The organism is Bacillus sp. AP50, assembly GCF_040492675.1.
GTDB lineage: Bacteria > Bacillota > Bacilli > Bacillales > Bacillaceae_G > Bacillus_A > Bacillus_A cereus.
On the sequence record NZ_JBEUTW010000098.1, the window covers coordinates 1 to 5,164 of the forward strand.

A 5,164-nucleotide genomic window follows, 5' to 3' on the forward strand; every position below is an offset into this window, starting at 1 on the left:
GCATAATAAAGCAACCCAAATGGACTACTAAACTTGACATGTCATCAGAAAGACAACAATTTGTAAAATATATGACTTTTTCAAAACACTATCCCTCAGTATCTTACTATACCACACAAAAAGAAAGTGGTATTTTTTTGTACTTTTTACTTTATTTACATCAATAAAAAAGAGCACATCCCACAGAATGTGCTCTTTCTATACTCTTTATATTACTTTTCGTTCTCTTCTTTTTCTTTATCAAACCATAACAGCTCATCGTTATCAACTTCACCATTATAATTGATTAAAATTTCTTCTCCTGCTTTTATATCTTTATAAGCATAGAAGTTAAATGTATGATTCTCAAAAACGATGTCATACGTTGCATTCGGTGTATATGAATGATTAAATAACATACCATATCCTAAAAGGATTGCCGTATGATTGATTCCATACTCAAATGCGTAATCAGCAAGTAACGTTTTCTCAATATGTTCATGCTGTTCATTCGGATAAGAGATAACTGGTGCTGCGTGTATCAACTCACCCTTTTTAATATCACGAGTTGCAAATACACCTCTATTAAATTCTCCATCACTAAGTTCAGAAGTCTTAACTTCGATCATATGCGTCACCTATATAATTCTTTCTTTGAAGTATTTTATTCCGCTATTTGCGGATAGCTTGATTGGTGAGGGCTAATAATCAGTATGTACTAGTCTCACTTTATCTCCTTAAGCTTGGCAGAAAACGCGCAGAAAAGCAATTAAATTCCTATCAAGTATTCGTTTCAATGAAAAAAGAGCACATCACTCGTGCTCTTTCTAAGCAATATTACTTTTCTAAAATATCTTCTAACAACTTCACTTGCTCGCTAACAGTTTGTAACGTCTTCACTGACGTATCATTTCGATGTTTTTCTTCTTCCACACTCGCTAGCACTTCTTCTGTAGCTGTAGAAGTTTGCTGAATTACGTTAGAAGCATGCGTAACATCCTTTACAATATTCGTCGTTTTAACTTGGAAACTTTCTTGATGAACAACAACCTCTCGCATTACTTTATTAATCGCATCAATAAACTTCCCTAAATCAGTTACGTTTGTTAAAACGCTTGCTAACATTTCGTTACACTCTTCTTGTACTCTTTCTGACTTCTCTACCTGCACTTCTACCTTACTTGCCTGATTACTAAACTCCTTCAAAATCCCTTGAATTCTTCCCGCAGAACGATTTGATTCTTCAGCAAGCTTTAACACTTCACTCGCTACAATAGCAAAACCTTTTCCATGCTCGCCTGCCCTGGCAGCTTCAATATTTGCATTTAAAGCTAGCAAACTCGTCTGACTTGAAATATTCGTTATTACATCTACAATTTCATTAATTTGTTTCGATTGCATCATTAAATCTCTAAATATAATTCCAGACTGTGAAACAACATCATTTAAACTTCTCATGTTAGCTTCAAAATTTCTTAGAGTATGTACACTACATTTTGAAATTTCTAAGCTTTCATCCACATGAGCCGATGCAGTTCTTACTTGAGAGATGATTTGCTCAATATTTCCCTCCATATCATTCAATACTTCTACCGAACGATACATCATCTCTGATTGTGATTGCGTACCAACTGCCACCTCTTCAAAGGCAAAATTAATTTCACTCATCGATTCCATCGACGTGTTCATATTTTGTCTTAAATGATTGAAATTACTATCTAGTTTCACAACTGTTTCTGCAATAAGTCTTTGCGTCTCTTCTAACTCCTGAGCTTTTCTCATTACTTCTTGCTTCTCATCACTTAAACGAAGGAGCAGATTAGAACCGATTTTCGTGACGCCCCACATAGCGATTGTTACAATCGCTAACAAACTTGCGAAATTAGCAGCTTCAGACGAGGCTGTATAAGCAAAAAATTGCTCCGGCCAATAGCTACAAAGGATAAATGTGATCACAACAGCTATCCCGCCAAGAATTAAAATGAGGCGCTCACTTAAGTAAATAAGTGAAACAGCTAATGTAAAATAGACCATTTGAAATACAGCCGGGCTTTCATTAAAAGCTTGTACCATAATGTAAGACATTGTAAGCAACATAAATGTCATAATATATTTATACACTGATTCCATACTTTTTATAAAAGTAAAAAGCGTTCCAAATGCAACGACAGAAATACCACAAATCCAAAATGCTATTGCTCTCTCTGTAAAAATATATCCATAATACCCAATCGCGATTATCCCAAGGAAGAAACTACAAATCGTTATAAACAGTAATAAATGATTTTTCTGTGATTCTTTCTCAAGGTTAGAAAAACAAGTCCTCTTTAACCACTCCATATGAAGCCCCACCTTCTACTTATACATATCAATTACTTCAGTTTAAATACCGCACTTACTGGGTTATGATCGCTATTTTCAAACTTTAAATCTTTCCCTTGTACATTTACAATCTCTACATTCGGTGAAACGATAAAGCCATCAATAATAGTGACGAAATTTTCACCTTCTACATATTTCTTTACATCATCTCTTACAGTCATAACAGACGGATCTACAGCCCACTTAAAGCCACCGTCTGTAAAGTCCTTCGGTAACTCTACTAACCACTCAGGACGCTCTTTCACGAACTTCGGATCACTTAATTGAGCGTTCGAAACCAATTGATTCCAATCTCCACCCATTATTACGTAATCACCATTTTCATAATGCTTGTTCATATATTCTTTTAAATACTCTACTTGCTGTTTTCTAATTTTCCCGCCTTCATCATAAGCAGACAAATGTAAATTTACGAGTCTAACATGTTTTCCATTATTAACAGGAATTTTATATTCCACAATTGCTCGATCTAAATCAAACAAACGCTTTGGCCAAGGCTCCATTCCAGGCAGCTGGAACCTCTTCGCTTCTTGAACAGTGTATTTAGAAAACGTACTTAATCCAGCCTCCGCATATCCCATTGGATTTGTTATTGGCACTGGAACCCATTTCGTATCGTAGTTCTTGCCAAATGACGAAACATAATCAGGTAATCCTTTTTTCAAAAATTCATGTTCATTTACATCAAATGAACGAAGTGACTTTATATCAACTTCTTGTAATAGTGCAAAATCACTATTCTCATTTTGTAAAAACGAAAGCATATTCTTTAAATTAGTTTCCGTTTGCTCTTTACTACTTGAACCAGATCCCTTTCCACCATCCATAAAGAAATCTTGATCCTTATCTAACCCAGCATATCCAATATTAAATGTTGTAACTTTAAACTCATTTCCAGTCGCTAATACGCGCTCCTTATTATTCTCTACCTTCAAGCTTATAACATCAGCAGGCTGTTCTTTAGTAAGTGTCATATAAGCTAGAAATCCTCCTACAATGCCCGCTACTACTAAAACACATGTAAATACGATTTTTAAAAATTTCTTCAAATAAATGACTCCTTTTCACGCAAATTTATTTTTCTTTATTTTCAGTCAAATAAAACAAAACGACACACATAAGAAACATTTTATCATAATTAAAACCGTATATCACTATATTTAGTTGATAAGTAATCGATCCCATTTTAATTACTTAAAAAGCCTTCAGACATCAAAAAAAGAAAAGTTACACCCTCCTCCTCACTGGAAATTAAACGGTATATTTAGTACACTATATGTAATAATCATAGGCGATGGAGTTCGCCATAAACGCTGCTTAGCTAATGACTCCTACCAGTATGGATACTGGTAGGAGTCTATTTTTTTGAGCAAGCTATTTAAAGAGGTGAGAAAATTGATTTATATTATCGTTGGCATTGCTGGTATATTAGGAGCTCTTTCTCGTTATTATTTAGGTCTTAATATCAACACATTTTGGCATCATTCATTTCCATTGGCAACATTACTCATTAACTTAATCGGTTGCTTTTTCTTAGCGTGGCTAACTACTTATATCGCTCGGCTAAACATCTTACCTTCAGAGGTTATCACAGGCATCGGAACTGGATTCATCGGTTCCTTTACGACTTTTTCAACATTTAGTGTAGAAACTGTGCAATTGATCAATCATTCTGAGTGGAGCATAGCCTTCTTATATGTATCATGCAGTATACTTGGTGGCCTCATTATGTCTGGCCTTGGCTATACACTTGGAGATTTCTTAATTAAGAAATCTCTTACAGAAGGTGATTACTCATGATAGAAGCTTTATTAGTCGCAACAGGAGGATTTTTCGGTGCGATTACACGATTTGCAATTAGCAATTGGTTTAAGAAAAGAAATAAAACACAATTTCCAATTGCTACATTCCTTATTAATATAACAGGAGCATTTTTACTTGGATATATAATCGGCAACGGAGTTACTACAGGCTGGCAACTATTATTAGGTACTGGATTTATGGGCGCATTCACCACATTTTCTACGTTTAAATTAGAATCTGTTCAGCTTCTCAATCGTAAAAAGCTATACATCTTCCTTTTATATTTAAGTGCTACTTACATAATTGGTATCCTCTTCGCCTTCCTTGGAATGAAGCTAGGCGGAATATAAAAAAAGCGACTCTATTGAGTCGCTTTCTTTCATAAGAAATATGTCCCGCCATATGGAATGGAAAATAAACCAGCTGGATGTACATCGTAATGTACAATTTGCATCGGAAGTTGTGAATACGGCATATACTGACTTTGCATCATTTGTGCAAAATATGCTTGTTGCTGCATTTGAATAGCTTGATTCACAGCATGAATTGTCCCTTGTGCCCCAGCCAGCGTAATAGCAGCTCCTACTTGTCTACCATTATAAAAATAATGATTCATCATGATTCATCTCACTTATTCTTTTTCTTCCATATGGTATGTTTCTATTTCATAGTGAGTGTTTTGTCCCTATCTATTGCCCTTTTTCAGCTTTGAAGTAATAAATCCAAATAGCAATATACCAATACCACTAAGGAACAATATATAACTTATCGGTACTAGGAAAAAGAAAGGTTCTTCAAGAAATCCATCCGCTCCTACTTTACTGTTTGAAGCATGTATCGTTAAAGAAATAATCGCTAAAATCATGAAAGAAATAGCTACTACGTATTTATTTTTCATTTCACATTCTCCTCTACTTATGTAATTCCCCTTAGATTCTTACCATCATATTATCTAAAAAAGAATTAACAGTCAATAATTATTTATTGTTAAACAATAAAT

At 34.5% G+C, this 5,164-nt stretch carries 7 protein-coding genes and 1 riboswitch; of the genes, 2 read left to right on the forward strand and 5 right to left on the reverse strand.

The genetic code is table 11. The annotated features are described in order from the left end of the window. Window positions 1-212: 212 nt before the first annotated feature. From ABWK52_RS09110 to ABWK52_RS09120, 3 genes are all read right to left on the reverse strand, one after another. A complete protein-coding gene (locus ABWK52_RS09110; RefSeq protein WP_000573649.1) occupies window positions 213-608 on the reverse strand; it encodes an SET domain-containing protein in 396 nt (131 codons plus the stop codon). Window positions 609-816: 208 nt separating this feature from the next. Then, window positions 817-2,319, reverse strand: a complete 1,503-nt coding sequence (locus tag ABWK52_RS09115; protein ID WP_098508586.1) for a DUF4077 domain-containing protein — start codon at window positions 2,317-2,319, stop codon at window positions 817-819. A 32-nt stretch (window positions 2,320-2,351) separates the two neighbouring features. Continuing rightward, complete coding sequence (locus tag ABWK52_RS09120) at window positions 2,352-3,410, reverse strand: endonuclease/exonuclease/phosphatase family protein (RefSeq protein ID WP_000714051.1); 1,059 nt, start codon at window positions 3,408-3,410, stop codon at window positions 2,352-2,354. Between the two features lie 232 nt (window positions 3,411-3,642). Beyond that, window positions 3,643-3,702: riboswitch (Fluoride riboswitch) on the forward strand. A 54-nt stretch (window positions 3,703-3,756) separates the two neighbouring features. On the opposite strand from ABWK52_RS09120, the gene crcB (ABWK52_RS09125) reads away from it, so the two are divergent. Then, window positions 3,757-4,161, forward strand: coding sequence for a fluoride efflux transporter CrcB (gene crcB, locus ABWK52_RS09125; RefSeq protein ID WP_000639312.1), 405 nt, complete (start codon window positions 3,757-3,759; stop codon window positions 4,159-4,161). After that, window positions 4,158-4,514, forward strand: coding sequence for a fluoride efflux transporter CrcB (gene crcB / locus ABWK52_RS09130; protein ID WP_000568581.1), 357 nt, complete (start codon window positions 4,158-4,160; stop codon window positions 4,512-4,514). Before crcB (ABWK52_RS09125) ends, crcB (ABWK52_RS09130) begins: the two co-directional genes overlap by 4 nt. Window positions 4,515-4,543: 29 nt before the next feature. Here crcB (ABWK52_RS09130) and ABWK52_RS09135 read toward each other — a convergent pair whose 3' ends face one another. Both ABWK52_RS09135 and ABWK52_RS09140 read right to left on the reverse strand, forming a co-directional pair. Then, window positions 4,544-4,783, reverse strand: a complete 240-nt coding sequence (locus ABWK52_RS09135) for a DUF3947 family protein (protein ID WP_000980956.1) — start codon at window positions 4,781-4,783, stop codon at window positions 4,544-4,546. Between the two features lie 66 nt (window positions 4,784-4,849). Then, a complete protein-coding gene (locus ABWK52_RS09140; protein WP_000792610.1) occupies window positions 4,850-5,062 on the reverse strand; it encodes a DUF3955 domain-containing protein in 213 nt (70 codons plus the stop codon). Between the last annotated feature and the right edge of the window lie 102 nt (window positions 5,063-5,164).

Bases quoted from the DNA above. Each gene is read 5' to 3' on its own strand.
- ABWK52_RS09135 (WP_000980956.1), bottom strand. From the start codon at position 4,783: ATGATGAATCATTATTTTTATAATGGTAGACAAGTAGGAGCTGCTATT.
- ABWK52_RS09115 (WP_098508586.1), bottom strand. From the start codon at position 2,319: ATGGAGTGGTTAAAGAGGACTTGTTTTTCTAACCTTGAGAAAGAATCA.
- ABWK52_RS09140 (WP_000792610.1), bottom strand. From the start codon at position 5,062: ATGAAAAATAAATACGTAGTAGCTATTTCTTTCATGATTTTAGCGATT.
- crcB (WP_000568581.1), top strand. From the start codon at position 4,158: ATGATAGAAGCTTTATTAGTCGCAACAGGAGGATTTTTCGGTGCGATT.
- ABWK52_RS09110 (WP_000573649.1), bottom strand. From the start codon at position 608: ATGATCGAAGTTAAGACTTCTGAACTTAGTGATGGAGAATTTAATAGA.